The sequence below is a fragment of the Flavihumibacter profundi genome (assembly GCF_020076305.1).
GTDB lineage: Bacteria > Bacteroidota > Bacteroidia > Chitinophagales > Chitinophagaceae > Flavihumibacter > Flavihumibacter profundi.
This window is the reverse complement of sequence record NZ_JAIQXE010000004.1, coordinates 532,476-558,154: the sequence shown is the minus strand read 5'-3', so window position 1 is coordinate 558,154 and position 25,679 is coordinate 532,476. Positions and strand designations below refer to the sequence as shown.

The window sequence follows — 25,679 nt, the reverse complement described above, 5'->3', positions numbered from 1 at the left end:
ATAATATCGCTTATATTCGAAAGAAATAAATTGCATGCGTCTGTCATATAAGTTTGTCTTCCTTTTTATTATTGCTACATCCTGCTTACAAACTGAAAAAAAAGTTCCACTACCTATTGTAGGAACCTGGGAATTGATTTCAGCAACATCTTCAGCGAACGACACAACAATGTCAACTTTCAATCCGAAAGTGAAAATGATCAAGATCATTAATCCAACGCATTTTGCTTTTTTAAGTCATGATATCAGCGGTGCGAAAGATTCAATGGCCGCTGCATTCACGGCAGGTGGCGGACCTTATACTTTAGTTGATAGTGTGTACACGGAGCATCTTGATTATTTTGTGAATAAAGAATGGGAGGGTGGGATTTTTGAATTTGTAGTGAAGATTTCCGGGGATACCTTAATTCAAAAAGGTGTCGAGAAAGTGGAGAAAATGGGCATCGACCATATCATCGTTGAAAAGTATAAGAAAGTTTTATGAGGCCCCGCCATATTATTTTTGCATTCAGTTTGGTGATCAGTGCATCCCTTTATGCCCAATCGCCCGGGACATTAAAGATCAGGCAATATAACCAGCAAAATGCCCGGAATATACTGAGTGAGTTTTCCGAATTTCTTGCATTGCCCAATGTTGCAGCAGACCCTGCAGGCCAGCAAAAAAATACGGCCTTCTTAATGGATATGATGATCAAGCGCGGTATTCAAAATGTTCAACTTCTATCCGCTACAACTCCGGGCGTACCACCTGCAGTATATGGTGAAGTGCTTGTTCCTGGTGCAAAGCAAACCCTTGTATTTTATGCCCACTATGATGGCCAGCCCGTTAACCCGGCCCAATGGGCCAGGGAGCTCGATCCTTTTAAGCCGAAATTGTATACTGATAAAATTGAAAATGGTGGGTCAGCAATCCCTTTTCCTGCCGACCAGCATTTTGATCCTGAATGGCGGATTTATGCCAGGAGTGCATCCGATGACAAAGCCGGTGTAACGGCCACTCTCAACGCGTGGGAGGCTTTAAAGAATAATGGATTAACTCCGGGTGCTAACCTTAAGTTTTTCTTCGAAGGGGAAGAAGAGGCCGGCTCTGCACATCTGAATGAGATACTGGAAAACTATAAGGATTTGTTAGGGTCAGACCTATGGATTATTTGCGACGGCCCAGTTCACCAATCAGGTAAAAAGCAGATTGTGTTTGGTGTTCGCGGTGATACGCACCTCGACCTTACCGTATATGCATCAAAGAAACCTTTGCACAGTGGCCATTATGGCAACTGGGCGCCTAACCCGGCACTGATGATGGCTAAATTACTGGCTTCTTTGAAAGATGATAATGGTAGAGTCACTGTAAAAGGATTTTATGATGATGTTACCCCGTTAAGTACCACAGAGAAAAAAGCACTTGCAGAAGTGCCTTCTGTGGATGAACAAATGAAAAATGAACTTGGCATCAAAGCAAGTGAAATACCTGGCATATCCCTTGGCGAAGCAATCAACCAACCTTCCTTAAACATCAACGGTATACAGAGTGGCAATGTCGGGAAAATGGCCTCCAACCAGATACCTGCTTATGCCACGGCAGTAATTGACCTGAGACTGGTATTAGGCAACGATTGGAAGAGGCAGCAACAGAAAGTCATCGATCATATAAAAGCCCTGGGCTATTATGTAACTGATCGTGAACCTACTGATGAAGAAAGAAAAAATTATGCAAAGCTGATCAAAATAACAGCCGGCAACGATGGTTATAATGCCCAGCGTACCGCCATGGACCTGCCAATCATTAAAAAGGTAATTGCGGCAGTTAAAGCCACCACTAAAGACCAGGTAGTGCTGCAACCAACGTCGGGTGCCAGCCTTCCGCTTTTCCTGTTTGAAAAATACCTGGATGCCAAAACGGTTACAGTGCCCATTGCAAACCATGATAATAACCAGCATGCTGAAAATGAAAATATCCGGTTGCGGAATTTATTTGATGGCATTGAATCGATAGGATCCCTGATGCTCATATTGTAATCCTGACAGATGGTGGAATTTCTTTATATTACAGGGTAAGAAGCACTGTTATGAGTATCAGGATAAGATTAAGCATCATTTTGATTTTATTTTCTTTGATAACAATGCATACGGCCTCGGGGCAGATCCTGCCCGATTCAGTCACCAAAAAAATTGATAATTTATTTGTTCAATGGAATACGAATAGTAGTCCGGGTTGTGCTATCGGTATTGTCCGTAACGATACCCTGATCTATTCCCGGGGTTATGGAATGGCCAACCTCGAATATTCCCTGCCTAATACGGTTGCAACTCCGTTTCACATGGCATCTATTTCAAAGCAATTTGCCGGCTGGTCAATTATTTTACTGGCCAGGCAGGGTAAGCTTAAACTGGATGATGATGTTCGCAAATTCCTGCCCTGGTTTCCGGACCTCAAACAGAAGATCACAATCCAGCACCTGTTAAACCATACCAGCGGTATTCGAGACCAATGGCAACTGCTGGCAATTTCAGGAACAAGGTTAGACGATGTGATTACCCAGGAGCAGATCATTAAAATACTCAGCAAACAACAGGCCCTTAATTTTAAACCCGGCGAAAAATATAGTTATTCCAACAGTGGCTTTACCATGTTGGCCGAGATTGTAAAATCTGTAACGGGACAAACGCTTCGGAAATTTACCGACTCCGCGATTTTTAAACCCCTGGGCATGACCAGTACCCATTTTCACGATGATTATACGGAGATTGAAAGGAACCGCTCTTATTCTTATAATCGAAAAGACAGCGCGCATTTTACCAATGCCATTTTGAGTTATTCCGTCGCCGGTGCAACCAGCCTGTTTACCAATGTTAACGATATGAGCAAATGGGTGATGCATTTCTATAACCAGGAGGTCTCGAACCAGGAGCTTGTACGGCAGCTTACCCAAAAAGGAAGGCTCAATAGTGGCAAAGAATTGACTTATGCCAATGGGATTGTAGTGAATGAATATAAAGGATGGCGCCAGTTTTCACATGGCGGTGCAGATGCGGGTTACAGGACTTACCTGTCCGTTTTCCCCGACCTGAAACTGGGGATTATTGTATTTAGTAACCTGGGCGATTTTGATCCCGGTGGTAAAGCTTATGCGATTGCAGATCTTTTCATAAAAGATACCACGCAGAAAAAAGAGGAGAATAAAGCAGTGCGCGATAGTATCACAGCTATTTTAAAGGATGCTTCGGCCTGGCAGAAATATAGTGGTGATTATATTGGCAATGATGGCCTGCCTTTTAACTTCAAGGTTAAAAATAATAAACTCTATTACCAGATTTATGATGAAAGCAATTATTTAATAAAAGAAGCGAAAGATACTTTCTCTATTCCTGCTGCACCCAATATCAAATTTGTTTTTAAGCTTCAGGGTAAGGATACAACGGTTGATGTAATGACACCCGATGAAACGTATCATATAAAGAAGTATTTAAAAGATACTGCACAAACTGACCAGGTTTTAAAGGCTTATACTGGAATGTATTATTGTCCGGAGCTGGATTGTAAGTACGGCATCATTTTGAAGGACCACCACCTGCTTTTGACCAATGCGAAATACGAAGATGCAAGATTGACGCTGGTTGGCAACGATCATTTAACCAATAACAATTGGTGGATCAATCACCTGATGGTGGTACGGGATAGTAAAAAAAATATTATTGGCTTTGAGGTCAATTCAGGCCGGATACAGCATTTGCGGTTTAATAAAATAGTGAAATAACCAGGCAATATTATTCATAACTTAAGCGATGAAAAAAAAACGGGATTCACCTATAGAAATCAGTAAGAAAGATTTCAGGAAAATGGGTTACAAAATGATCGATTCGATTGCTGATTTTATCGATACTATTGATGAGCAGCCAGTAACCCTAGGTGAAACGCCGGAGCAATTACAAAAAATCCTTGGGACGGTCTCTTTGCCGGAAGATGGCAGTGCCCCTGATAAGATACTGTCTAAAGCTAAGGAGCTGCTATTCAGGCATTCCCTGCTGAATGGCCATCCAAAATTCCTGGGGTATATCACTTCTTCTGCAGCACCCATAGGTGCCCTGGCAGATTTGCTGGCGGCCAGCATAAATCCCAATGTGGGTGCGCAGGTATTAAGTCCTATGGCAACGGAAATTGAGAAGCAAACAATCAGGTGGCTGGCCGAATTTATCGGGGTTTCACCCAATTATGGTGGCATATTGGTGAGTGGTGGCAATATGGCCAATTTCACAGGTTTTTTAGCAGGAAGGACCGCAAAAGCCCCAAAAAATATTAAGGAAGAAGGCATCTCCGGAGCGCCTGCCAGGCTTGTTATTTATTGTTCCAAAACGACGCATACCTGGGTGGAGAAAGCGGCAGTTTTATTCGGGCTTGGCTTAAATGCTATTCGTTGGATACCAGCGGACGCCCATAATAAAATGGATAATACATTATTGGAGCAGGCGATCAAAACTGATCTTGAAAAAGGTTGCAAGCCAATTATGGTTATCGGTACTGCCGGCGATGTAAGTACCGGGGCAGTAGATGATTTAAAAGCTATTGCAGCCATTTGTAAGACCCATGACTTGTGGTTTCACATTGATGGCGCTTATGGTATACCGGCAGCTGTTATCCCCAGGCTGAAAAAAATATTTAAGGGAATTGAAGCGGCAGATTCCATCGCCCTTGATCCGCATAAATGGCTCTATAGTCCCCTGGAAGCCGGCTGCACGCTTGTAAAAGATCCCAACCATTTGATTGAAACCTTCAGTTCGCATCCGGTATATTACAATTTCAATATTGGCGAAACAGTAACACAAAATTATTATGAATACGGATTGCAGAATTCCCGGGGCTTCAGGGCATTGAAGGTTTGGCTAACATTGCAACAGGTGGGCCGGAAAGGATATATTGAAATGATTGATGAGGATATCCAACTCTCGAAATTGTTTTTTGACCTGGCAAAGAAACATAAAGAACTGGAAGCCATTACGCAAAACCTGAGCATTACAACTTTACGCTACGTGCCTGCTAATTTTACGGCTGGCAAGGAAGAGAGGGATAGCTACCTGAACAGGTTGAATGAAGCACTTCTGAATGATTTGCAGCAGGGCGGCGAAGTGTTTTTATCCAACGCAGTGGTAAATGGTAAATATTGCCTGCGGGGATGTATCGTCAATTTCCGTACTTCAAAAAAAGATATCGAAGAGATCATAAATATAATTGTCCGCGAAGGCAAAAAAATGCACAAAAAGCTTTCGGGAAAATAATAATCCAACCTAAACCTATCATTTATCATTCTTAATAAGCAAAATCATGACAAAGTTTTCTTTATTTACAGTTACCTGTTTTTTTAGTTTTTTATTATTTGGATGCAATAATGCCGAAGAACCAAAAGAAACAATTGAGATTGACGCTAAACCGGTTTTTGATTTGACTATGGCAAAAAAGGAGATTGATTCTGCCAACCAAAATTTTATGGATCTTGTAGGCAAGGGTGACTCTATTGGTGTTGCCAATTGCTACACTGCTGATGCAAAGTTTATGGGACCAAATGGACCAGCTGCTTCAGGAAGGGAGAACATCCAACCTGTAATTGCAGGCCTTATTAAAGCCGGGCCAGTAAAACTTGATTTGGCCGCTACTGATGTTTGGGGAAATGAATCCATGCTGGCTGAAGAAGGGGTAATGTCAATAGCTACCATGGATGGTAAGCAACTGGACAAAGGGAAATACATTGTGCTTTGGAAAAAAGAAGATGGCAAATGGAAACTTTTCCGGGATATATTCAATTCTGATTTACCTGTTCCCAAAGGCAAATAGATTTATTTTATCAAGAACAGGTAGTGGTTGAAGTAACTATGGTCACCCGCAAATCAGCTCGTGGCCATGGTTTACTTATACCAATTTGTCCCCAACAAGGTTTTGCTGTTATGGCGATTCCAAAACCATCATTTGCTTACCAACAGCAACATATTGCAGACCGTTCCATGCAATACTCCTCAATGGATACAAGATTTCACCTGGGTAAGTTTTGGTCCAGTTTAAACCATCTGATGGATTATAAATGCCAGCACCTGCAGCGACATATTTATTGCCTGCATTCATAACGGCACTCAAAGCCCATTCCACCGGAATATCTTTAATAGACCAGTTAATCCCATCAGGGGAAGTGGCAGAAACTCCGACGCCCACTGTTACAATATGGTTACCATTCCAGGCTACATCAAACCATTGCTTATCATTGTCTGGGCTTGTTGTTTCCGCTATGCAGATTCCCTGCGGCAGGTTTTGCGAGTTGATGATGCCGCGTATTTGCCACTAATGGAGAAGCCGCATTTGGTAAATGAAAAGATTGTGGCGTTTTTGAAAGCAAGCTGCGAATAATCTTATTTCGCCCGGAGGTATTGCGCAGGCCAGTCTATGTCAAAACCCAGTTCCTTTGCAGCATGCAAAGGAAAGTTTGGGTCACGCAGGGAAGCCCGTGCGATCAATACCAGGTCGGCCTGGTCATTTCTTATAATTTCTTCTGCTTGTTCAGCCTCAGTGATCAATCCAACAGCTCCTGTGAGGATGCCCGTTTCCTGTTTAATCCTTTCTGCGAAAGTCACCTGGTAACCCGGACTGGCATGAATTTTTGCATGCGATACCAATCCTCCGGAAGAACAATCGATAAGGTCGACGCCGATATTTTTTAGTATTTCTGCCAGTTGGACAGAATCTTCAATAGTCCAGCCGCCTTCGGCCCAATCGATACACGATAAGCGTACAAATAAAGGATTATTTTCAGGCCAGACTTTTTTAACCGATTGAATGATTTCGCGCAACAACCGGGTCCGGTTATCAAAGTTGCCACCGTAATCATCTGTCCGGTGGTTGGTTAAAGGTGACAGGAATTCATTGATCAGGTAGCCATGTGCGGCGTGAATTTCCACCAACTTATATCCAGCTTCAAGGGAACGTTCTGCAGCTTTTGTAAAATCGGTGATCACTTGCTGTATGCCAGCAAGGTCCAGTGCCTTGGGTGAATCGTCCTTTTCATGAAAAGGGATAGCTGAAGGTGCCATGGTAGTCCAGCCACCAGCAGTTTTATCCAATTGGTGGCCGCCTTTCCAGGGCCTGGCACAGGAAGCTTTCCGGCCGGCATGAGCCAACTGTATACCTGCTATAGCACCATGCTGGTGTATAAAACTGGTGATATTTTTCAATGGTGCAATGTGTTCATCATGGTACAGGCCAAGGTCACCGGGTGTGATACGTCCTTCCGGTGAAACTGCTGTTGCTTCCTGGATAATTAGCCCGGCACCACCCACTGCACGGCTTCCCAAATGCACCAGGTGCCAGTTATTGGCAAAACCATCCTCAGCTGAATACTGGCACATAGGTGAAATTGCAATGCGGTTTTTCAGGTGGAAATCTTTTATCATTAAGCGTGAAAACAGTCGCGACATATTTATTTATTTTATACTGTAAGAATTGAACTGCAAAATTGTATCATTTGAATATACGTAAAGTAGTTTTCCGGCAGGACAGCTGAATAATAATAATGATTATCTTAATAGCGGACCGAAAAAAATACCTTTTATGAATAATCGAATAACGGGCTTGCCTTTAATGCTTTGCATTATTGCCAGTATAGCATTTTACCTGCAAAGTAGTGGCCAGCAAATACAGGCCACCAAAGATCAAATCCTCACATATTCTTCCCAATGGAAAGGGGAACGTTATCCCGACGGACGTCCGAAAGTGTCAGATGATTTGGTTAAACGGCTCGCTAATATTTCTATGGAAGAAGCCTGGGGGGTATTGCGTAATGAGGGGTTTAATAACCAGTTTGAAGCCGGCTGGCAGGTTATCCATCCTGAAAAACCTTTAGCTGGAAGGGTAGTGACAGCGCAGTATATGCCAACACGGCCTGATGTTGATAATCCGATAAAGGCAAAAGGCAAATCGGAGGGCAGGTCCGGTGCCCCTAATTCCTGGCCGATTGACTTGTTGCAGAATGGTGATGTATATGTGGCGGATGGCTTTTCTAAAATTATTGATGGTACCCTGATTGGAGATAACCTGGGCAATTCAATTTATACCAAGTCTAAGACGGGTGTTGTTTTTGATGCAGGGGTACGTGACCTTGAAGGCCTGGAAGAAATTGATGGCTTCGTTGGTTTTGTGCGCGGGGTTGATCCATCTTATATAAAAGACGTGATGTTAACAGGCATCAACTATCCCATTCGTATTGGCCGTGCTACCGTATTGCCCGGTGACCTGGTTTTAGGAAAGAAAGAAGGAGTGATTTTCATACCAGCCTACCTGGCGGAAAAAGTTATTATCACCGCGGAATTTATTGCGATGAAAGATGATTTTTCACACCAGCGGTTAAAAGAAGGAAAGTATACGCCGGGCCAGATTGACCAGGGCTGGACAGAAGATATCAAGAAGGATTTTATGCAATGGATCAGGGACAATCCTTCGAAAGTGCCAATGTCGAAAGCTGAGCTGGATGCGTTTTTAAAAGACCGCACCTGGTAACTTATTCCTATAAAAACTGATAAACGATTCGCCATGAAAAATATAATTGACAGGTTTCAATTTAATGGAAGAATCCCTGAAGGGCCTTCTTCAAAAACAGGCACAGACTTACAGTTCCAGGACCAGAAGAAAGGCAGTAACCGCCGTGATTTTCTTAAAAATGTTTCCATGGGAGGTTTAGGCCTGGGCATGATGTTCAACAATAATCCGGCTAAGGAAATTGAGTATATCACCCAGAAAGTAAACCGCAGGGGTAGTCCGTCGGACCTGAAGATAACCGACCTGAGGGTAGCTGTAATTACAGGTGCGCCGATGACATGCCCGATTATTCGCATCGATACCAATCAGGGTATTTCAGGATATGGTGAGATCCGCGATGGGGCCAGTGCCAAATATGGATTATTCCTGAAGAGCCGTTTACTGGGGAAGAACCCCTGCAATGTGGAATACCTTTTTAAGACTATCAAGCAATTTGGTGCCGCGGGCCGGGCAGCAGGCGGTGTATGTGGTGTCGAAATGGCGCTATGGGACCTTGCAGGGAAAGCGTTTAATGTTCCCTGTTACCAGATGCTGGGTGGGAAATTCAGGGACCAAATCAGGATATATGGCGACACACCGGAAGTTGATAACCCGGCTGAATATGCGAAAAAAATGCAGGAAAGGCAGGCACTCGGGCTGACTTTTTTAAAAATGGATTTCGGTATTGAGTTGCTGGCAAAGACCCCGGGTACAGTAATTGGTTCGAAGAACTGGGATTACCAGCGGCAATGGGGCGATGGTGCCCCGGAGAAAGGCAATGCCCGGAGTTATAGCCAGACGAGGCACCCTTTTACGAGAATCCAGATAACAGACAAAGGATTGGATATGATCAGTGAATATGTGTCCAATGTGCGGCAGGCCGTGGGTTATGAGATTCCATTGGCTGCAGATCATTTTGGCCATTTTGATGTGAATACGGCCATCCGCCTGGGCAAAGCGCTGGAAAAATACCAGCTGGCCTGGCTGGAAGACATGGTGCCCTGGAGTTATACGGAGCAATGGAAGCAGATATCAGATGCTATTGAAACGCCAACCTTAACAGGGGAGGATATTTACCTGAAAGAAGATTTTATTAAGTTAATAGATGCACGTGCGGTAGACATGATCCATCCAGACCTTGCCACTTCAGGTGGATTACTGGAGACCAAAAAGATCGGGGACTATGCAGAAGAAAGAGGGGTGCCTATGGCGATGCATTTCGCGGGAAGTCCGGTTTGTTTCATGGCAAACCTGCATTGCGCTGCTGCGACGGAAAATTTTGTAGCCCTCGAGCACCATTCCTTTGATATTCCCTGGTGGGAAGACCTGGTTACTGGCGTGGAAAAGCCCATTTTCCAGAATGGTTTTGCCAAAGTGCCTGACAAACCGGGACTGGGTGTAGAGTTGAATGAGAAAGTAGTGAAAGAACACCTCAAAAAAGGGGAACTTTATTTTGCCCCGACCCAGGAGTGGGACAAAATTGACAGCTGGGACCGGGAATGGAGCTAAGCCTGGTTTTTTATTACAACAGTATTTTTTTACCTTCTTTCGCTGCTTTATAAATCGCATCGATAATTTTTAAATCTTTCACGGCTTCTTCACCGTTAACGGGAACGATTGGTTGTTTTCCTTTCAGGATGATGTCTGACATTTCCTCCATTTGAATGGTCTGGTGGGCCACATGAAGGAAGCTCAGTTCGCCCTTGTTGGTGCGGCCAAGAATGGGGCCGTAACCAGTGGCGGGATTCAATTCTGCAAAACCTTTCTCACCGGTCAGGAAAAACCTGTCGAGGAAGTTCATGTTATACGTGCTAAGGCAGGAAGCAATGGCACCACTGGGGAATCCTGCCTGGAACTGGATGGTTTCATCAACACCTACAGCAAATTTGACAGGGTCGGTTTTGGTTTCTTCTGCTGTAACCCAAATTGGTTCTTCACCCAGCATATAACGCATGCCATTAACCGAGTATATGCCGATGTCCATCATTGCACCACCGCCTGCGAGTTGTTTGTTAAGCCGCCATTGGGTGGGATCGCCGATTACAAATCCGCTGAGGCCCTGGAAAAATTGTACTTTGCCAAATTCGCCGGCATTGCGCATACGGATAATTTCAAGCGTTTTGGGTTCAAAATGCATACGGTAACCTACCAGCAATTGTACGTTGGCTTTCTTACAGGCATCCACCATTTCCTGTCCCTCTTTTGCATTCACAGCCATTGGTTTTTCGCAGATCACATGCTTGCCCGCCTTTGCTGCTCTGATCACGTGGTCGTGGTGAAGCCCGTTCGGGGTGATCACATAAACAGCGTCAATATCGGGGTTATCGATCATCTTGTCGAAATTCGTGTAGTTGTAACAGTTCTTGTCCGGGATCCTGAACCTGGTTTGCCAATCGGTGATTTTAGCCGGAGTGCCGCTTACAACCCCTGCTATTTTGGCTTTCTTGCATGCGCGCATGGCTTCGGCAACACGGTTTGCATAGCCGCCTAGTCCCATGATGGCTACCCGCAGTACTGGTCCGGCGTACGGTGTATTATCTGGTCCGGCCGGAGCCGAAAGGTCTTCAAGTGGCAGGAATGGCACAGTAATCAGGGATGCGGTCAGTTTTTGCAGGAATTGACGACGTGAGTTCATGAGTGAATGATTTTAATATATTGAAATTAACGAATAGAACAAGTATATATATATCTATTTGGAGTCGATTATAGGAAGATCTATTGCCTGCTTGTCCAGTTGCAATACCAGCACATTGCTGTTATTGTCGGGTAGTTGCGCTGGCAAGGTGAAATAATAATTGTCATCCTTTGCCTGCACCTTTACTGCCGGGCCGTTCATTAATTTTGCACTAAGCAGTTTTACACCCGGGAGTACGGGCAATACTATTTCCTTATTGGCGGTATTGAAGATATGGATGAATACTCTGGTGTCTTTGCGTGTCGCGCTATAGTTATCATTAGGTGCATAAGGCCCCCCTGCTGTTCCATATATGCTTTCACCATATATTTTCAGCCAGTCGCCAATTTTTTTCAACTGGTTTACCTGCCTTTGTTCCATCCTGCCATCGGGCATGGGGCCAACATTCAGGAGCAGGTTGCCATTTCCAGATGCTGTTTTTATCAATGTCTGCAGGCATTCCTGCAATGTCTTCATTTTATCGTTGGGTTTCCAGGCCCATTGGTCGCAAATAGTGATGCAGCTTTCCCACGGTGTATCCATATTTAAATTTCCAATTTCCTGTTCGGGCGTGGTGTAATCGCCAACAGATGCTGCACTCATCACTTTGTGGGAACCTTTGCCTAAACGGTTATTGATAATCAAATTGGCATCGAGTCTCTTCAGGTGGGTATAAATTTCCTGGCCGTAAGACTTTGTCCATGGTTCTTCCCAGTTCCCATCAAACCATATCATGTAAGGGTGATAATTGGTAACCAGTTCAGTGAGTTCATTTTTCATGGTTTGTACGAACGCTCCCATATTGGATTTAGGATCGGGAATACTATCGCCCAGGTTATGCAGTGGATAATTGGTATCATGCCAGTCCAGTATTGTGAAATAGAGACAGAATGCTATGCCTTGTTTTTTGCAGGCCTTTGCAATTTCACCAACAATGTCCTTTTTATATTGTGTGGATTGGATATCATATTGTGTAAACGCACTTGGCCACATGCAGAAGCCATCGTGATGTTTGGAAGTAAAAGTGATATATTTCATACCTGCATCCTTGGCCGCTTTCACCCAGGTATCTGCATTAAACAAAACCGGGTTAAATTCTTTGTACAGGTTGTCATAATCTTCCACTGGTACTTCATGCCCCCTTGACCAGCCGATCTCTGTGCCCCTTAGCGTGATAGGACCCCAATGGATAAACATACCAAAACGTTTGTCCATAAAGCCTTTGATGACGTCTTTTCCCGTTGTTGATATTGGCTTTTCTCCGGGTGTTTTTTGTGCGATCGATCCTAGGAAACAGGCTACTGTGAAACCGGTCAAAAGGATTACTCTTTTCATGCTAAGTGTATTTGAGGACTGCTAATCAGCAGCAGGCACCAATAGCAATATACAGCTAATATTTTCCGTTACCATCGCCTGGCCTTTTATTGGATAAAGCGAAAATATTATCGAAGCAATTGTATATTTGAAAGATTGAGGCTTCAAAAAAAAGAAATGAAACCAGGTAAAGCGAAAATTGAAATATTTATCCTTGTTGGTATTGCACTGCTTTCAGCGATATTGTATAACAGCATTTTTGGTGGCGTAAAAGTGCCAAGACTATTTGGTGTGCGCTTTATGGGTAAATCATTTGTTTTCCCGCAAAGATTATTATTTGTTGTCTTTTTTTTAGTGATAGGTTTCTTCACTTATTTTATCAGGGAATTCAAGTATAAATATAAACGTGCAGGTTGGAATTTGTTAGTCATTTTATCCGGACTATCAGTAATGTTCCTGGCATTTGTATTAGCCAAACATTTTCATGAATTGTCTATCCAGGCATCCGGTATGTGGGAAAAAGCACCAACTAACATGCCTTTAGACGTGACACAAACGGAAGATAATTCAAATCCAGCTCCATACTTCAAACGTGGCAGGAATGCCTTATTGTTGCTTGATGTAATTGTCTTTGCTTGCCTGGCCTACCTTTGGTACTATTGGGCTGAAGTCCCTGTTAAAAGGAAGTCGGCATAGAAATTTGTTTATTGCGAAAACTTATTGAAAATACACCGCCTCGAAACGGGCAAGCGGCGCCATTTTGGCCCGGTTTAAAACAAGTTTGTCGCCTTCCAGAATATAACTGTCTGCGGTTTCAATCACTTTCAGGAATTGGGTTTCCATTTCCAAGTCCGGACATGCCATCAGGGTTCCTGCAAATTTTCCAAAACTGATTTTATTGTTGGGCTTCAATTCATATGTGCCGGTAAAACTGTTGCAACCACCATGTAAGTTCACCTGGTTGTTTTCTGCCTTTAGAATCATGTGCGCTTCTTTTTTCATATTGGACGTCACTGTTACAGGCTTACCATTAAGCTCAGTAAGTTTCCAATATTTTTCAACTATCCCCGGTGTTTTTTGTACCAGTACATATTTAGCCGCCAGATCGCCGGTAATGCTGTTCCCGTTCATGTCGAGATGGATAAGTTTGTTTTCGCCTACCAGGTAGATACCCGGACTAACCCCTTCTAGGGATATTTTATTGCCTTTACTGTTCCAGGTAAACCTGCCGGTCATTTCATTAATATCGGTTGACTTACCCAGGTATTTTCTTTTTATGGAATAGGTGTTATCCTTATTGAGGTGGATAACGGTTTCTATGCCTTCACAATCTGCGCAGGGCAGGATGCCATAATAAACTCCATTCCTGTCGAGGGAAGTCATACTGCTATCGGGTTTGGCTGCCGGTGAAATTGTTTTTGAAGCAGGGTTACAGGCAAAAAAGAAGGAAGATACTGTAATGCAGATCTGTGCTAATAATTTCATAGTTCTCGTTTTAATTACCGCCGGGGTGAATGGAAATGTTATTTAAATTTAGTTATATTCTTCGCCGATAGAATTGAAGTTAATCAGTTGGTGCTTTTATGGTAAAATTATGTATACAATCAGTTTGCTGTTTTTGCTCATGCCTATTGCTTAATGGAAATTGCATGGGCCAGGAAAAGCAAGACCGCGGTGTTACGGATGTTTTTAAATTGACTATTTTGGGTCCGGGGATTAGCTATGAAAAAAGTATCGGCCACATGCAAACACTCTATCTCCGGGGTTTTGTAAGTATTGGCTTTGCGTATTCTTACTCCAGCAGTTTCGGTAGTGAAGCTTCTGTGGGATTCTACCCGGCAACAACACTTCAATACAGGTATTATTACAATTCCTTAAAAAGGATGGCTAAAGGAAAACGAACTGAAATGAATAGCATGAATTACCTGGCAGGTATAGACGAACTTTTTTTTACTAAAGTGCATTTATATTACCAGGACAAAACGGAAGACCATTGGGAAGCAGTAAACCGGATAGGAATCGCCTGGGGTATACAGAGGAACTACGCCAAACGCTTTAGCATTGATGCAAATGTTGGGTTGGGCTATTTATTTACAAAGCATACTTACTGGGATGAAACCGGCAACCCCTACACAGAGAACCAGGAAAATCTGACGTTATTGGGTAGAGTTAGCATTGGCTTCTGGTTAAATAAGAAAAAATGACCTGGCAAAATATTTTATTCATATCGAAGTGCTTCAATAGGATCTAGCGAAGAAGCTTTTAATGCTGGATAATAGCCGAAGAAAACACCTGTAAGTACACATACCAAAAATGAGACCAGCATTGCGTTTTGGTTGATAATTGTTGGCCATTTAAGGAAATTGGCTATAAAATAAGTTGCGGAAATGCCCAGCAGCACGCCAATGAGGCCGCCCGTTATGCTGATGATAATGGCTTCTGTTAAAAATTGCAATAAGATATCCCTGCTTTTGGCACCGATCGACATCCGGAGGCCGATTTCCCTGGTTCTTTCCGTTACAGAAACGTACATAATATTCATAATACCAATACCTCCGATAACCAGCGAAATGGCAGCAACGGCAGTCAGTAATGTGGTCATCATATTGCTTGTTTTACTCATGGTACTGATTAATTCCTGCTGGGTCCTTACATCAAAATCATTTTCCTGCTCCTTTCTTAATTTGTGGCTGCTTCTTAAAACGGCAATGATATTTTTGGTAGCCTCTTCGGATAGTTCTTCTTTTTCTGCAGAGGCAAAAATATTCTGTATGTAAATGCTTGCTTTAACCCGTTTCATTATTGTGGTATAAGGCGCTACGATGATATCATCCTGGTCCTGCCCAAAAGTATTTTGTCCTTTTTCGGTAAGAACACCAATAACCTGGAAAGGGATCTTTCCAAAGCGTATGATCTGGCCAACCGGGTTTTCTCCTGGTTCAAAAAGGTTCTTTACTACAGTTTGCCCTATTACACAAACTTTTGCAAATGATTTTTCATGCTCTTCATTAAAGTTTGTGCCAATTGAAACGGATAATTTCCGGATGGACAGGTAATCAACCGAAGCGCCCTGCATATTGGTAGGCCAGTTTTTGGCACCCCTGATGGCTTGCCCGCTGCTTGATATACCCGGCGACAGTGCGGAGATATTTGTAACCTCGCCCCGTATTTTATCTACATCTTTCAGGGTTAGCGATTGTATATTGGATGATCCGATACGCACCCCACCGGGTAGTGGGATATTACTATAAGGCCTAACTATAATCATGTTGGTACCCATGCTGGAAAAGGTTTCCTCAATGCTTTGTTTTGAACCTGAACCAATGGCCATCATAGTAATTACAGCGCCAACGCCGATTATTATGCCCAGCATAGTCAGAAATGCTCTCAGCTTATTTCTCCTGAGGGCTTTTAAGGCGATTCGTAACAGGTTGAAAAAATTCATTTATATGGATTAAAAATCATCGTTTACAGGTATAGCGGCCAAAGCTTCTTTTGCGGAACGGACTGTAATATTCTGGAAATCTCGCAATAGTTTTCCATCACGCAGGATTAATGTACGGCTGCTGAAGGTTGCAATGTCTGGTTCATGTGTTACCAGTAAAATTGTTTTTTGCTGGTCACGGTTCAGTTCCTGTAACAGGTTCAGGATCTCATAGGATGTTCGTGTGTCGAGGTTACCAGTAGGTTCATCAGCCAGTACAAGTACAGGCTCATTGACCAGTGCCCTTGCAATAGCAACCCGCTGCTGCTGTCCACCCGAAAGCTGGTTGGGCGTATGTTCAAACCGGTCTGCCAGTTTCACTTTTTCAAGGGCTTGCATTGCCCTTTCTTTCCTTTCACTTCGGGAAATTCCTTTCTGGTACAATAAGGGCAATTCAACATTTTCCAAAGCGCTTGTCCTTGGCAGCAAGTTGAATGACTGGAATACAAAACCGATTTTTTTATTCCGTAATTCAGCCAACTCATTTTTATCTAATGATTTCACATTTGTGCTATCCAGGAAATAATCTCCCTCCGTGGCTTTGTCCAGGCACCCAATGAGGTTCAGCAAGGTTGATTTTCCGGAACCACTACTCCCCATAATGCTTACAAATTCACCGGTTTGAACGCTGAAACTTATCCCCCGCAATGCTTTTACCACCTGTGGACCCAGGATGAACTCCCTTTTAATATTCTCCATTTTTAATATATCAGGCATAGTTATCGTCTTCTCATTGTTGGTAAGAACGGGCTTTTTGATTCGCTATTTGCTTTGCTATTGGCTTCATTGGAAACCCCGGTTATCACAAGGTCATTTTCTTTTATTCCGCTTAATACCTGGACCCTTGTATTATCATTAATGCCCGTTGTGATTTTATTTTCGGTAATGTTTTTATCCTTCAGGACCCAGACAAATTTATCTGTTGCTTTCCTGGCTCCTGTAAAGGCAACGATCGTATAATCTTTGCCCATCATTTCGGGACTGGGTTTAAATTTTAGAGCCGGTAAAGGAATTGTTAGTACATCTTCTGCTTCGGCAGTATAGATAGTAATGGTAGCTGTCATGCCGGGCTTCAGTTTAAGGCTATCATTGTTTGTATTAATAATGGTGGTATAGGTTACAACATTTGCGGAAATGGTTGGCTGTAACCTTATTTCGGCAACGGTACCAGGAAAAATGTCGTTTATAAAAGCATCAACAGTAAATGTTACCCTATTGCCTTTAGAGACCTGCCCGATATCGGCTTCATCAACTTTTGCCTGGGCCTGCATTTTTGTGATGTCCTTTGCAATGCTGAATAGTGTAGGCGTATTGAAACTGGCTGCTACAGTTTGCCCTACGCTGATATTCCTGTTCAACACAACACCATCAATTGGGGAATATATTTTCGTGAAACTCAGGTTTTTATTAGCAGATTTTAATTGTGCCTTTATACTGGATAAAGCTGCTTCTGCATTACTTAGGCCATTTATGGCTGCATCATAATTAGCTTTGCTTATTGAACCCACGTCATACAATTGTTTCTGGCGTTCGTAATTTATTTTTTGATAAGCAAGGTTACTTTCTGCCAGTGCCAGGTTACCTTTTATCTGCTCTACTGTTGATTGCATAATTGTTGGATCTAGTTCCGCCAGTAGCTGGCCTTTTTTTACCCTGGCATTAAAATCAGTATGTATTTTTGAAATCATCCCTGATATCTGCGTGCCCACCGCTACTGTATCAACCGGTACTATTGTGCCGGTGGAAGTAACAATACTGGCTATTGCTGATTTTTTTACCTGTTCTGTATTTAAAGTAAAAGCGTTGTTATTTTTTCCTTTATTCAATATATAATATGCGGAAATAGTACCAATTAAGATGAGCACAAATACGAGGGTTATAATATATTTTCTTTTCATCTTCTCTGGATAAGCTAATTATTTAATTTGCCGGCATAGAAGTTTAATACGTTATAAGCCAGCATGGCTTTGTACTTTGCCTGCACATAGGCTTGCAGTGCCTGCGTATACAAGTTCCTTTGTTGTACAAACTCCGTAATATTCGTTGCACCCAGGCGTAGTTCTTCCGAGGCAATTTTATAGGCTTCTTCATAATACCCGAATTGTTTTTTGGCCGCCAGGTATTCTCCATAGGCATTGTTAGTAGTTATATATGCCTGTTCAATTTCCTGCGATAAAATTGTTTTTGTGTTCAACTGGTTTAAGTCGCTTTGCGTAATGCTGATCTTAGCCCTCGCAACATTAGTTGCATTGATTTTTTTTGTGAAAATGGGAATGCTTGCCGAAATGCCAATGTTTTGGTAGAAATTATCATTTAGTTGCGCAAGGATATTTTTGTTGACAATATTCTGGTTCCCGGTATAAAGTTTTCCACCAACAGAAATAGATGGTAAATAGCCTGCCTTGGCTATTTTCAGGTCAAGCTCAGCCATCTCCCTGTTTAACTGGCTGCTTTTTATTTCCGGACGGAATTTCATGGCAGATTCCAGGACCTCGTTTAAAGAGGGAATGAGTTGTAACGCGAATTCTGCTGTTTTATCTGAAATATCGAAACTGTCTGTAACCGGTATTTGTAATAATTGTTTTAGGATAACCTTGTTTGACCTTTCTGCATTTTGTGCGTTGGTTAATGTGAATTCGTCATTTGCCAGTTGTGCTTCAAGCTGAATTAATTGTTTCCTGGCAATGGCCCCGGCATTGTATTGAATCTTTGCCTGTTCATTTTGTACCTGGCTGCTTTCCAACTGGACTTTTGCATAATTTATTGTTTCCTTTGACAAAAGGATATTGGTGTAGGCTTCAATAATGTTCAGGTATAAACTATTTTTTTCCTGGGCGATATTAAGGTCTGCTATTTTTACATCAAGGTCGCTTTGCCGGATATTTGTTTTCAGTATCCCGCCATTATATAAAACAACCTTTGAACTTAGTCCCCACGAACCGGTTGTATTTACAGTTGTTTTAGACAGGCTTGATGCTTGCGAATAATGCGTAAAATCGTATGAGGCGCCACCATAGAGGTCTGGGATTATAGCAGCTTTAGCCTGTACCTGGTCCTGTTCTTTTAATTGTTTTATTAAGCGGAAATTGTTTAAGGCGATATTATGTTGTTCTGCATATTGAATACATTGTACAAGCGTCCAGCGTGGGAAAGTTGAATCCTGGGCAATGAGTTCAGGGGCGGGGAGCAACAGCCAAAAGAATGCTAAAATATATAATGATCTAACAGGCATATCTAAGGGATATTATGCTTGTTGGGCACAATAAAATTAACCAATAAATTCCGGCTGTACTAATCAGTTCCGGATTCTGGTTAATACCTTAAATTCATGGTGTGAAAACCAAAACCGGGGTAAAATGAAATCATCATTTTTATTACCAATAATACTTGTAAGTATTTTTTCGTGCCGGCAACCCTCAGGGCATGAACTTCAGTTGCAAAATCGGATAGACAGTCTTGAATTGAAGTTATCGTCAACATACAAACCGGGCTTTGGTGAATTTATGAGTGCTGTTCAGTCACACCATGCCAAACTGTGGTTTGCGGGTAAGAATGAAAATTGGGCGCTGGCAAATTTTGAAATACATGAAATCATGGAAGCACTTGATGGGATAACCAAATACCAGTCCGGGCGCAAGGAATCCAAATTGTTACCCATGTTGGATCCCGTTTTGGATAGCATGAATAATGCGATCACACAAAAGAATCCCCTGGCGTTTGAAAAGACTTATAACCTGCTGACTGCAACCTGCAATAAGTGCCACCAGGCTACGGAGTTTGGATTCAATGTAGTGAAAATACCAGACCAACCTGCTTTTAGCAACCAAAGTTTTCAGGTTGGTAAAAGCCATTGATATTATTTAGCCTGTTTATTGTTTCACTGGCGCTGGGTTAATCATAATGTGCGCGCGATAAGTACCGGGGTCCATGATCCAGGGCATTCCCGGGGCATCTTGCTTTAAGGGTAAGCCAGTACTTTCCGGAGTGGCATAAGGAATATAGATCACATAACGTAGGTAGCCATTTTTTACATTTCCATTTACCAGGTCGCAGTCTTCGTCATTCGCAGTGAATACAAAAAGGGTAGAGGGTTGCTGTACCAGCTTCAGTTTTCCTGATTTTACTTCCTGTTCCCTGATTGCTGAAATTTCCTCATATTTTTTTCCCTGGGCCTTAAGGTCGCGGCCTCTTTTCATAAAGGGGTCAAGGTCCTTGTGGTAGCAGGCAACACTGAATCCTTTTTGTACTGGGTCGTCGGCCAGGCAGATCATTTCATTAGTTCCTTTGCGCAGAACTGTTAAAGTGCCCTTGCTGTCATAGCCATACACCATTGCACCTTCACGCTTTTCTTCAGGCGCAGCCAAAACAGCCAGTTTGATCTGGATAGCAGCCGGAGGGGCGGTAGTTTGCGAGAATGCGGGAATGATATTGCCAAATAAAGTGAGGAGTAGAATTGTCTTCTTCATGATTATTTTTTTATTTAAATAAGTCTTTCATGTAAATGGCTTATTTCTTCTTTAATTTACCCCTTTTCCGGGGAATTCTTTGAATTGTCCGGCTTTAAATTTTGGCCGTATATTGGGGTAGTTTAATACATGCCATGAAAATTATTGTCGCGACTATACTAATTTTTACCGGGGCACTTTGCACCCAGGCCCAGAAATCAGGTAACCCTATTTTTCCTGGTTGGTATGCCGACCCGGAAGCTGCCATATTTAGTAACAGGTATTGGATTTATCCAACGTTTTCGGACGACTATGGTGCAACTGACCGGTCGGCCTCATTGTCCACGGATCAATTAGAGGCACAAAAGAAAACTATTAACAAACAGTATCTGAAGCAGACTTTCATTAACGCATTTTCATCATCCGATTTAATTACCTGGAAAAAACATCCGCATGTGCTGGATATCAAGGATGTAAAATGGGCGGCTTATTCCCTTTGGGCACCTTCCATCGTCCATGCAAACAACCAATATTACCTTTTCTTTTCTGCGAATGATATCCAAGGCAATAATGAATATGGAGGTATAGGCGTGGCCGTTAGTAAGAAACCCGAAGGCCCTTTTAAGGATGCCCTGGGTAAGCCCTTGGTTGGCCAGTTCTACAATGGCGCCCAACCTATCGACCAGTTTATTTTCAAGGATACAGATGGACAATTTTACCTGTATTATGGCGGCTGGCGGCATTGTAACGTAGTTAAGCTAAGTGCCGACCTGTTGCATGTGGTTCCTTTCAAGGATGGCACCACTTTTACTGAAATTACGCCTGAAAATTATGTGGAAGGTCCGTACATGATCAAAAGAAAAGAAAAGTATTACCTGATGTGGTCGGAAGGAGGCTGGACGGGTCCTGATTATAGTGTGGCCTATGCCATCGGCGATTCACCGCTTGGCCCATTTAAGCGAATTGATAAAATCCTGAAGCAAGACATGCAGATTGCTACTGGGGCGAGGCACCATTCTGTAATTAATATCCCGGGTACTGATGAGTGGTATATTGTTTATCACCGCCGTCCATTGAATACAACCAATGGCAATCACCGCGAAACTTGTATTGACCGGATGTATTTTGATGCCGACGGACTAATCCTGCCTATCAGGATGACCAGGGAAGGTGTGCCTGCACGGCCACTTGGCAAGTAATGTTTTTATTTTTTGTTGTGTTTGTTTTTTTTCTTTTTATCCTCATCCACATTCAAAACTAATTTCTCTGATCCGCCATAGCCGCGCACTTCAAGGTCTTCCAGTAACCCCGCGTCTGAGAGGTCCAGGGGATGGGAATTTTCCCAGTCATGGCGGGCAATATTGTGCAATCTTTCCACTATGTCTGCATCGTGCACTTCGATGGCGAGTTCACGGCGGTCATCAAAACTGCCTGGCGCTAGATTGATAGAACCGACTATTGCCCTGCATCCGTCTGCCAGCAACATTTTTCCATGCAATTTCAGAAATTTCAATTTATGTATCTTGATACCCACGTCATCCATGATACGCAGGCCACCAACCCCTTCAATTAACTTCTCTTTTTTTAAGGTATGTGGTGGTCTTACCATTACATGCACTTTCACACCACGGCTGGCAGCCCGTACGATTCTTTCTATGATCACCAGATCCTGGAAACGCTCGTTCTGTACAAAAAGGGAGTGTTTTGCATCGTCAATAAAACGGGCTATCCTTGCCCTGCCGTTGCCACTGCACCAAATAAGGTGTGCTGATTCCCCGGGGTTGAAATCCCTACGATCCCAATCTGCTTCAAAACACATAATAACCTCTTCCACTTCATGCGGGTGGGAGGTGACAATAGCATAATCGCGGGTTTCGGTCAGGTTCTTTGTTTCCCAGTTCAACGATTTTATAAAGGCCAGACGATTATCAACCACCATTGATTTTTCATGGGTCAATCCGAAATTCGGGTTACTGTCTTTTACTGCTATTCCTCCATCTTCCAGCATTTTCCTGGTTTCCTTGTTCTCTTCTTCCCCGTCACGACGCGCTGGGTTTAGCATCACTTTCACCTCGATTCCGCGTTTTTTTGCAGCGATAACCGCTTCTATCAAATCGGGATCATTAAAAAGGAACATTTTAATGCGAAGCGATTCCGTAGCAGAATTAATAGCGTCGGTTATTGATTTTACTGTATCGTCTGGCAACACAATTATGGAGCGATGATACATATGTTTGGCTTTTTTATGAGTCTTCTTTTTTTTGATGGTGTCCGTTTTCAGTTATTGATTTGTCTTCCCGGGCTTGTACATGGTAAAGTTCTGCATAAATTCCATTTTTTTCAATTAGTTCTTCGTGCCGGCCTTCCTCAGCTACTATACCATCCTTTACGACGATAATTTTGTCCGAATCGCTGATGGTACTCAGCCGGTGCGCAATCGTCAGAACAGTCCTGCCTTCCATGAGTTTTTCCAATGCATCCATAACAATTTTCTCTGATTCAGTATCCAGTGCGGCAGTTGGTTCATCCAGGATAAGGATGGGTGAATTTCGAACTACTGCACGGGCAATGCCAATCCGTTGCCGCTGTCCGCCGGAAAGTGTCATTCCTCTTTCGCCCACCAGTGTATCGTAACCATGGGGCATTTTTGCAATAAATTCATCCGCATTGGCAAGTTTGGCTGCAGCAACTAATTCTTCTTCAGTGGCACTGGGCCTTCCATAGGCTATATTTTCCCGGATGGTACCATAAAACAAAACGGTATCCTGTAAAACAAAACCGATCTGGTTTCTTAGTCCATCGAGATTATAATCCCTGATATCTATGCCATCAATCAGTACCCTGCCGGCAGTAGGGTCATAAAAGCGCGGTATAAGACTGGCGATTGTAGATTTACCGCCGCCGGTTGGTCCGCAGATGCCCACCCTCTGGCCTGGCTGGATAGTTAAACAGAGATCGTGTAACACCGGACTTTCCGGGTTATAATAGAAGGCCACATGATCAAACACGATATGCCCCTTCGGGTTTTTTGGCACAATGGCATTTGGTTTTTGCGGAATAATGGTGTCTGTTTCCAGTATTGTCTGGATCCGTTCAAGGGCGACTGTAGCCTGGGCAATAGTATTGGTTAGTTTGGCAAGGTCCTGCACCGGGTTAAAAAACTTATTGAGATAGGATAGGAATACTGTGAGTGACCCAACTGTCATTATCCCTTTTAAGGATAACCCTGCGCCACGCCAAAGTACCAGCGCTGTACACATCGACACGATTACTGTCACAACCGGAACCAGCAATGATTTTAAGCGCCGGGCCCTAAGCGCGGCATTCATGGTTTCCTGGCTTACTTTTTTAAGACGGTCTTCTTCATAGTCCTGCCGGCCAAAGGCATTTACTGCACGCATGGATTCCAGTCCCTGTTGCAGCACAACAATCATATTGCTTTGGTAAAGACGTACCTGCCGGGTAGCTTTTTTTACTGCCTTCTTAAAACGCGCAATAAATAGCAACAGGAATGGTGTAACCCCAACAGCGATCAGGGCAAAGTCCCAATTCAGGTAAAACATCAGGCAGAGCATGCCGATGATAGTAAGTGCGTCAACCAAAATACTGAGGAGTGATGAAGATGCAAAATCCTGAATAGTGGATACGTCTGATGTTATGGTACTAAGCACTTTTCCTACCTGGTGCGAATCATAATAAGATAAGGAGAGCCGCTGCAGGTGGTGGTACATTCGCCTGCGCAGGTCATTGGCTACATGTTGCGCAACACTTTCCGTAAAATAACTGTTTACATAACCGGCAATTGATCCGATAAGTGCAATTATAACTACGCTGATTGCCGCTACTGCTGCCAGCGCCAAAGCATTTTCGCCAAGCGCGGTATTCTGCATCCACGAAAGCCAGTGGGGTAGTTTATGGTCGCCAATTACATTATCGATTATTATTTTCAGCGGCCAGGGAGCAGCCAGGCTCATTATGGTTTCAATTAGCATGGCAATTAAAATCAGGAAAAGCCATTTCCTGAAGGGGCGTACCAGCCCGAGTACCATTGATGCCAGGCTTTTGGAAAAATGCACCCCACTTGGAACCGGATCGGAGGTGTCGTCTGGATTGACAAATTTTACGGCCATGAAAGGTTGTTTTGGTTTAGGGTATCAGTTGGTTACAGCCGTATTTCACTGGGTTCTGGCATTGTCAATGAAAACATATTTCACTTGTTTGGGGCTATTGATGGTATCAAAAAATTCATCAAGATAATCGATCATGCCTTTTTTACTTTTTGGTGTGAGCAGTTCAAAATTATTGATTAAGGCGTAGATGTTTTCTTTTTGCTTTTTGAATTGATCAATTGCTGAATTGATCTCTTCCTGGGTACGTGGAAATCCCCGGTAAACCCTTTCTTTTACTGTTTCAGTATTTAAAATCGGGTCCGGAACTGCATAATCAGAATTTACCAGTCCTGACCAATCCATATCATAAAGTACGGCATATGGCCTTGAAGTTGAGTCTTGTTTTGACTGGATCAGTTTAATATTATGGTTAGCTGAAACAGCCCAATCAGTATTGCCGACCATATATTCAAATATGGCCAGTATAGTCATCTGGTTTCGTTCTGTTGTTTCCTGATTCAGATTGGCATGCTCCCACTCAATGCAATCATTCCTTTTAGCCATTTCATCGACATCTTCAATAAAAAATGCATGTTCTGTAAATTTGTTACTCTTGCCGCTACTGTCTTTATATTCAATATTTAAAAGCCTTACCCTGAAACTTTTATCAGTAAATAAATTGTACATTTTATAGATCAGGTATTCTTTGAGCAGGTTCTGGTCACTTACTGAATTGGCCTTGCAGGAATTCACCAGTTTCAATGATTTCAGCGGATACATTACTGACTGATCATATTTTTTAAAGTTGATTTTTATCGGGGGTAAATAGCAGTGTTCCCTCCTGAAATGCCCCCTAACTTCCAGATTAATAGAATCGTTAACCAATGTGCTGTCTGGCAGTTTGCAAATAAACATTCCAGGGTATACGTACCCGGTATTGTTTTTCTGGTTGATTATTTTATTCCAATTGGCAGCCAGGGTTACACTCAATGGTGCCTGCTCCTCGAAAAATTTAACTTTATTTACCGGGGTTGCCTGACCGTAAATGAACTGGCAGGTTATAGAAAAAAAAATAAGCAGGATGGAGTTGTTTGTTTTCATTTTA

At 42.9% G+C, this 25,679-nt stretch carries 24 protein-coding genes; 11 read left to right on the top strand and 13 right to left on the bottom strand.

The window, feature by feature from the left end:
- Positions 1–34: 34 nt before the first annotated feature.
- The 5 genes from LAQ65_RS20740 to LAQ65_RS20720 all read left to right on the top strand — a co-directional run bounded on the left by LAQ65_RS20740 (position 35) and on the right by LAQ65_RS20720 (position 5,824).
- Positions 35–484, top strand: coding sequence for a hypothetical protein (locus LAQ65_RS20740; protein ID WP_224118934.1), 450 nt, complete (start codon positions 35–37; stop codon positions 482–484).
- Positions 481–2,016, top strand: a complete 1,536-nt coding sequence (locus LAQ65_RS20735) for a M20/M25/M40 family metallo-hydrolase (protein ID WP_224118933.1) — start codon at positions 481–483, stop codon at positions 2,014–2,016. The genes LAQ65_RS20740 and LAQ65_RS20735 overlap by 4 nt, the downstream gene beginning before the upstream one ends.
- Before the next feature lie 104 nt (positions 2,017–2,120).
- The gene (locus LAQ65_RS20730) at positions 2,121–3,755 is read left to right on the top strand and encodes a serine hydrolase domain-containing protein (protein WP_224118932.1); all 1,635 of its coding nucleotides are present in this window, start codon (positions 2,121–2,123) and stop codon (positions 3,753–3,755) included.
- 28 nt (positions 3,756–3,783) lie between these two features.
- Positions 3,784–5,271 (top strand): pyridoxal phosphate-dependent decarboxylase family protein, encoded by a 1,488-nt coding sequence (locus tag LAQ65_RS20725; RefSeq protein ID WP_224118931.1) that lies wholly within the window; start codon positions 3,784–3,786, stop codon positions 5,269–5,271.
- Between the two features lie 46 nt (positions 5,272–5,317).
- Positions 5,318–5,824 carry a YybH family protein gene (locus LAQ65_RS20720; RefSeq protein ID WP_224118930.1) on the top strand — a complete coding sequence of 169 codons (507 nt, stop codon included), beginning with the start codon at positions 5,318–5,320 and terminating at the stop codon, positions 5,822–5,824.
- A gap of 108 nt (positions 5,825–5,932) precedes the next feature.
- Here LAQ65_RS20720 and LAQ65_RS20715 read toward each other — a convergent pair whose 3' ends face one another.
- Both LAQ65_RS20715 and namA read right to left on the bottom strand, forming a co-directional pair.
- Entirely contained in the window at positions 5,933–6,196 is a 264-nt protein-coding gene (locus tag LAQ65_RS20715; RefSeq protein ID WP_224118929.1) for a hypothetical protein, read from the bottom strand.
- A gap of 194 nt (positions 6,197–6,390) precedes the next feature.
- Positions 6,391–7,452, bottom strand: coding sequence for an NADPH dehydrogenase NamA (gene namA, locus LAQ65_RS20710; protein WP_224118928.1), 1,062 nt, complete (start codon positions 7,450–7,452; stop codon positions 6,391–6,393).
- A gap of 133 nt (positions 7,453–7,585) precedes the next feature.
- On the opposite strand from namA, the gene LAQ65_RS20705 reads away from it, so the two are divergent.
- Positions 7,586–8,530 carry an RraA family protein gene (locus LAQ65_RS20705; protein ID WP_224118927.1) on the top strand — a complete coding sequence of 315 codons (945 nt, stop codon included), beginning with the start codon at positions 7,586–7,588 and terminating at the stop codon, positions 8,528–8,530.
- 33 nt (positions 8,531–8,563) lie between these two features.
- The gene (locus LAQ65_RS20700) at positions 8,564–10,057 is read left to right on the top strand and encodes a mandelate racemase/muconate lactonizing enzyme family protein (RefSeq protein ID WP_224118926.1); all 1,494 of its coding nucleotides are present in this window, start codon (positions 8,564–8,566) and stop codon (positions 10,055–10,057) included.
- A 13-nt stretch (positions 10,058–10,070) separates the two neighbouring features.
- On the opposite strand, the gene LAQ65_RS20695 is transcribed toward LAQ65_RS20700, so the two are convergent.
- Positions 10,071–11,183: a Gfo/Idh/MocA family protein gene (locus tag LAQ65_RS20695; protein ID WP_224118925.1), complete on the bottom strand. Its 1,113-nt coding sequence runs from the start codon at positions 11,181–11,183 to the stop codon at positions 10,071–10,073.
- A 54-nt stretch (positions 11,184–11,237) separates the two neighbouring features.
- Positions 11,238–12,557 (bottom strand): alpha-L-fucosidase, encoded by a 1,320-nt coding sequence (locus tag LAQ65_RS20690; protein WP_224118924.1) that lies wholly within the window; start codon positions 12,555–12,557, stop codon positions 11,238–11,240.
- A gap of 156 nt (positions 12,558–12,713) precedes the next feature.
- On the opposite strand from LAQ65_RS20690, the gene LAQ65_RS20685 reads away from it, so the two are divergent.
- The gene (locus tag LAQ65_RS20685; RefSeq protein ID WP_224118923.1) at positions 12,714–13,232 is read left to right on the top strand and encodes a hypothetical protein; all 519 of its coding nucleotides are present in this window, start codon (positions 12,714–12,716) and stop codon (positions 13,230–13,232) included.
- 21 nt (positions 13,233–13,253) lie between these two features.
- On the opposite strand, the gene LAQ65_RS20680 is transcribed toward LAQ65_RS20685, so the two are convergent.
- Positions 13,254–14,021, bottom strand: coding sequence for a copper resistance protein NlpE N-terminal domain-containing protein (locus LAQ65_RS20680; RefSeq protein ID WP_224118922.1), 768 nt, complete (start codon positions 14,019–14,021; stop codon positions 13,254–13,256).
- Positions 14,022–14,185: 164 nt separating this feature from the next.
- Between LAQ65_RS20680 and LAQ65_RS20675 the strand changes: the two genes are divergently transcribed.
- Complete coding sequence (locus tag LAQ65_RS20675; RefSeq protein ID WP_224118921.1) at positions 14,186–14,740, top strand: hypothetical protein; 555 nt, start codon at positions 14,186–14,188, stop codon at positions 14,738–14,740.
- Positions 14,741–14,754: 14 nt separating this feature from the next.
- On the opposite strand, the gene LAQ65_RS20670 is transcribed toward LAQ65_RS20675, so the two are convergent.
- Genes LAQ65_RS20670 through LAQ65_RS20655 form a run of 4 tightly spaced genes read right to left on the bottom strand, consistent with a single transcriptional unit; the run spans position 14,755 to position 19,252 of the window.
- Entirely contained in the window at positions 14,755–15,981 is a 1,227-nt protein-coding gene (locus LAQ65_RS20670; protein ID WP_224118920.1) for an ABC transporter permease, read from the bottom strand.
- Between the two features lie 9 nt (positions 15,982–15,990).
- Positions 15,991–16,737 carry an ABC transporter ATP-binding protein gene (locus tag LAQ65_RS20665; RefSeq protein ID WP_262901534.1) on the bottom strand — a complete coding sequence of 249 codons (747 nt, stop codon included), beginning with the start codon at positions 16,735–16,737 and terminating at the stop codon, positions 15,991–15,993.
- A 2-nt stretch (positions 16,738–16,739) separates the two neighbouring features.
- Positions 16,740–17,918, bottom strand: coding sequence for an efflux RND transporter periplasmic adaptor subunit (locus tag LAQ65_RS20660; RefSeq protein ID WP_224118919.1), 1,179 nt, complete (start codon positions 17,916–17,918; stop codon positions 16,740–16,742).
- A 14-nt stretch (positions 17,919–17,932) separates the two neighbouring features.
- Positions 17,933–19,252: a TolC family protein gene (locus LAQ65_RS20655; protein ID WP_224118918.1), complete on the bottom strand. Its 1,320-nt coding sequence runs from the start codon at positions 19,250–19,252 to the stop codon at positions 17,933–17,935.
- Between the two features lie 124 nt (positions 19,253–19,376).
- On the opposite strand from LAQ65_RS20655, the gene LAQ65_RS20650 reads away from it, so the two are divergent.
- Complete coding sequence (locus LAQ65_RS20650) at positions 19,377–19,874, top strand: hypothetical protein (RefSeq protein ID WP_224118917.1); 498 nt, start codon at positions 19,377–19,379, stop codon at positions 19,872–19,874.
- A 15-nt stretch (positions 19,875–19,889) separates the two neighbouring features.
- On the opposite strand, the gene LAQ65_RS20645 is transcribed toward LAQ65_RS20650, so the two are convergent.
- Positions 19,890–20,486, bottom strand: coding sequence for a hypothetical protein (locus LAQ65_RS20645; RefSeq protein WP_224118916.1), 597 nt, complete (start codon positions 20,484–20,486; stop codon positions 19,890–19,892).
- A gap of 134 nt (positions 20,487–20,620) precedes the next feature.
- On the opposite strand from LAQ65_RS20645, the gene LAQ65_RS20640 reads away from it, so the two are divergent.
- Positions 20,621–21,664: a glycoside hydrolase family 43 protein gene (locus LAQ65_RS20640; RefSeq protein WP_224118915.1), complete on the top strand. Its 1,044-nt coding sequence runs from the start codon at positions 20,621–20,623 to the stop codon at positions 21,662–21,664.
- A 5-nt stretch (positions 21,665–21,669) separates the two neighbouring features.
- On the opposite strand, the gene LAQ65_RS20635 is transcribed toward LAQ65_RS20640, so the two are convergent.
- From LAQ65_RS20635 to LAQ65_RS20625, 3 genes are read right to left on the bottom strand one after another with little or no spacing between them, the layout of a single operon-like run.
- Positions 21,670–22,695 (bottom strand): phospholipase D-like domain-containing protein, encoded by a 1,026-nt coding sequence (locus tag LAQ65_RS20635; RefSeq protein WP_224118914.1) that lies wholly within the window; start codon positions 22,693–22,695, stop codon positions 21,670–21,672.
- Positions 22,696–22,708: 13 nt separating this feature from the next.
- Entirely contained in the window at positions 22,709–24,595 is a 1,887-nt protein-coding gene (locus LAQ65_RS20630; RefSeq protein WP_224118913.1) for an ABC transporter ATP-binding protein, read from the bottom strand.
- A 45-nt stretch (positions 24,596–24,640) separates the two neighbouring features.
- Complete coding sequence (locus tag LAQ65_RS20625) at positions 24,641–25,675, bottom strand: hypothetical protein (protein ID WP_224118912.1); 1,035 nt, start codon at positions 25,673–25,675, stop codon at positions 24,641–24,643.
- Between the last annotated feature and the right edge of the window lie 4 nt (positions 25,676–25,679).

Coding starts and splice junctions, on each gene's coding strand:
- LAQ65_RS20740 (WP_224118934.1), top strand. CDS start 35: ATGCGTCTGTCATATAAGTTTGTCTTCCTTTTTATTATTGCTACATCC.
- LAQ65_RS20735 (WP_224118933.1), top strand. CDS start 481: ATGAGGCCCCGCCATATTATTTTTGCATTCAGTTTGGTGATCAGTGCA.
- LAQ65_RS20730 (WP_224118932.1), top strand. CDS start 2,121: ATGCATACGGCCTCGGGGCAGATCCTGCCCGATTCAGTCACCAAAAAA.
- LAQ65_RS20725 (WP_224118931.1), top strand. CDS start 3,784: ATGAAAAAAAAACGGGATTCACCTATAGAAATCAGTAAGAAAGATTTC.
- LAQ65_RS20720 (WP_224118930.1), top strand. CDS start 5,318: ATGACAAAGTTTTCTTTATTTACAGTTACCTGTTTTTTTAGTTTTTTA.
- namA (WP_224118928.1), bottom strand. CDS start 7,452: ATGTCGCGACTGTTTTCACGCTTAATGATAAAAGATTTCCACCTGAAA.
- LAQ65_RS20705 (WP_224118927.1), top strand. CDS start 7,586: ATGAATAATCGAATAACGGGCTTGCCTTTAATGCTTTGCATTATTGCC.
- LAQ65_RS20700 (WP_224118926.1), top strand. CDS start 8,564: ATGAAAAATATAATTGACAGGTTTCAATTTAATGGAAGAATCCCTGAA.
- LAQ65_RS20695 (WP_224118925.1), bottom strand. CDS start 11,183: ATGAACTCACGTCGTCAATTCCTGCAAAAACTGACCGCATCCCTGATT.
- LAQ65_RS20690 (WP_224118924.1), bottom strand. CDS start 12,557: ATGAAAAGAGTAATCCTTTTGACCGGTTTCACAGTAGCCTGTTTCCTA.
- LAQ65_RS20685 (WP_224118923.1), top strand. CDS start 12,714: ATGAAACCAGGTAAAGCGAAAATTGAAATATTTATCCTTGTTGGTATT.
- LAQ65_RS20680 (WP_224118922.1), bottom strand. CDS start 14,021: ATGAAATTATTAGCACAGATCTGCATTACAGTATCTTCCTTCTTTTTT.
- LAQ65_RS20675 (WP_224118921.1), top strand. CDS start 14,186: ATGGGCCAGGAAAAGCAAGACCGCGGTGTTACGGATGTTTTTAAATTG.
- LAQ65_RS20670 (WP_224118920.1), bottom strand. CDS start 15,981: ATGAATTTTTTCAACCTGTTACGAATCGCCTTAAAAGCCCTCAGGAGA.
- LAQ65_RS20665 (WP_262901534.1), bottom strand. CDS start 16,737: ATGCCTGATATATTAAAAATGGAGAATATTAAAAGGGAGTTCATCCTG.
- LAQ65_RS20660 (WP_224118919.1), bottom strand. CDS start 17,918: ATGAAAAGAAAATATATTATAACCCTCGTATTTGTGCTCATCTTAATT.
- LAQ65_RS20655 (WP_224118918.1), bottom strand. CDS start 19,252: ATGCCTGTTAGATCATTATATATTTTAGCATTCTTTTGGCTGTTGCTC.
- LAQ65_RS20650 (WP_224118917.1), top strand. CDS start 19,377: ATGAAATCATCATTTTTATTACCAATAATACTTGTAAGTATTTTTTCG.
- LAQ65_RS20645 (WP_224118916.1), bottom strand. CDS start 20,486: ATGAAGAAGACAATTCTACTCCTCACTTTATTTGGCAATATCATTCCC.
- LAQ65_RS20640 (WP_224118915.1), top strand. CDS start 20,621: ATGAAAATTATTGTCGCGACTATACTAATTTTTACCGGGGCACTTTGC.
- LAQ65_RS20635 (WP_224118914.1), bottom strand. CDS start 22,695: ATGTATCATCGCTCCATAATTGTGTTGCCAGACGATACAGTAAAATCA.
- LAQ65_RS20630 (WP_224118913.1), bottom strand. CDS start 24,595: ATGGCCGTAAAATTTGTCAATCCAGACGACACCTCCGATCCGGTTCCA.
- LAQ65_RS20625 (WP_224118912.1), bottom strand. CDS start 25,675: ATGAAAACAAACAACTCCATCCTGCTTATTTTTTTTTCTATAACCTGC.